This window comes from Saccharopolyspora sp. (genome assembly GCF_017434145.1).
GTDB classification, from domain to species: Bacteria; Actinomycetota; Actinomycetes; order Mycobacteriales; family Pseudonocardiaceae; genus Saccharopolyspora_C; species Saccharopolyspora_C galaxeae.
The window spans coordinates 1-1,715 of sequence record NZ_JAFRFW010001058.1 but is presented as its reverse complement, the minus strand read 5'-3'; the positions used below and the strand labels follow the sequence as shown (position 1 = coordinate 1,715).

Here is a 1,715-nt window from a genome sequence, read left to right as displayed (position 1 = left end):
GACGTGCTGCTGCTGGCGCCGGGCGTGGTCGCGATCGGCGTCGGCGAACGCACCACCCCGGCGGGCGCGGAGTCCTTCGCCCGCTCGATGTTCGCCGACGACCTCGCGCACACCGTGCTCGCCGTGCCGATCGAGCAGCAGCGCGCGTCGATGCACCTGGACACGGTGTGCACGATGGTCGATGTGGACGCCGTGGTGATGTACCCGGCGGTGCAGCATTCGCTGACCGCGTACGCGCTGCGCCCCAAGGACGGCGACCTGGACGTCGCCGACCCGGAGCCGTTCCTCGACGCGGCGGCGCGCGCGATGGGCATCGACCGCCTCCGCGTCATCGACACCGGCCTGGACCCGGTCACCGCGGAACGCGAGCAGTGGGAGGACGGCAACAACACGCTCGCGCTGTCCCCCGGCGTCGTCGTCGCCTACGAGCGCAACGTCGAGACGAACTCCCGCCTGGAAGCCGCCGGAGTCGAGGTGCTGCGCGTCAGCGGCACCGAACTCGGCTCCGGCCGCGGCGGCACGATGTGCATGTCCTGCCCGCTCGTCCGCGAGGCGCTTTGACGGCTGCGAAATGATTTCGCTCACCCGATCCACGTTGTGCCGGGCGGCCTCCCGGAAGTCATCGCGAAGCTGCCGGAGCAAAATCCCGCGCGAAGTCGGGCCGCAGCCGGATAACCACCACGAACACCGGTAAGGATCGCCTTGCCGAAATTAGGTGAAGGGAACCTGGGAAAGGCGAGGCGAAGGTTCCTCCAGGCATTCCTCGCCAAATTGTGAGGGCGCGAATTCGGCGTACCATCGGCAGCATGAACGTCACCGCAAAGAAGCTCCAGCCCCGCGAATCCCGATTCCACCAGCTGCTGCAGGACCAGGTGCGCAACGAGCTGAACGCATCGCAGCAGTACCTCGCGGCAGCGGTGTGGTTCGACAACGAGGACCTGCCCCGCTTGGCCGCGCACTTCTACCGGCAGGCGCTGGAAGAGCGCAACCACGGCATGATGATCGTGCAGTACCTGATGGACAACGACATCAAGGTGGCCATCCCGGCCATCGACGAGGTCCGCAACGACTTCACCGAAACCCGCGAACTCGTCGCGCTGGCGCTGGAACAGGAGCGCGAAGTCACCCAGGAGTTCTTCACGCTGGCCAAGGAGGCCCGCAACGAAGGCGACTTCCTCGGTGAGCAGTTCCTGCAGTGGTTCCTGAAGGAACAGGTCGAAGAGGTCTCGCAGATGTCCACGCTGCTGGCCGTGGTGGACCGTTCCAACGGCAACCTGTTCGACGTGGAGAACTTCCTCGCCCGCGAGAACGTGGGCGACGAAGGCCTCGACGCCACCGCTCCGCCCGTGGCGGGCGGCGCCGTGTGACCAAGGCGCGATTACGACGGGCGGCCGGATTGTCCGGCCGCCCTTTTCGCGCGGTTCGCCGCTGGTCTAGTCCGCGTCGCCGCTGGGGGCCGAGGACGTCGACTGCGAGGTCGATGATTCCGAGCTCGACGGACTGGACGTCGTCGGCTCCGGCCGGGAGGACTCCGAATCGCGCAGGATCGACGGGATCTCGTGCGTCGAACTGCCGCGCGGCACCTCGGGCGGTGCTCCCGGCTGCTCGATCCGGCTCGGCCGGTCCGGCGGCGGTGACGTGGGGCCCACGTGCGGATGCGTCCGCTGCTGCGTCGAGCTGGGCGTGACGCCCACCGGCGCCGCCGGGCGCACGGG

Annotated in this window: 2 protein-coding genes and 1 pseudogene; 2 read left to right on the top strand and 1 reads right to left on the bottom strand. The window is 68.5% G+C overall.

Translation table 11 applies throughout. The features are described 5' to 3' along the window. Positions 1–561, top strand: a 561-nt coding sequence (locus IJH84_RS28875) for an arginine deiminase family protein (RefSeq protein ID WP_295151211.1), incomplete at its 5' end; no start/stop codon positions are given. A gap of 245 nt (positions 562–806) precedes the next feature. Continuing rightward, complete coding sequence (locus tag IJH84_RS28870; RefSeq protein ID WP_200068102.1) at positions 807–1,367, top strand: ferritin; 561 nt, start codon at positions 807–809, stop codon at positions 1,365–1,367. Positions 1,368–1,433: 66 nt separating this feature from the next. Here IJH84_RS28870 and IJH84_RS28865 read toward each other — a convergent pair. Then, positions 1,434–1,715, bottom strand: a pseudogene (locus tag IJH84_RS28865) (hypothetical protein); the annotation flags it as partial.

Bases quoted from the DNA above. Each gene is read 5' to 3' on its own strand.
- IJH84_RS28870 (WP_200068102.1), top strand. From the start codon at position 807: ATGAACGTCACCGCAAAGAAGCTCCAGCCCCGCGAATCCCGATTCCAC.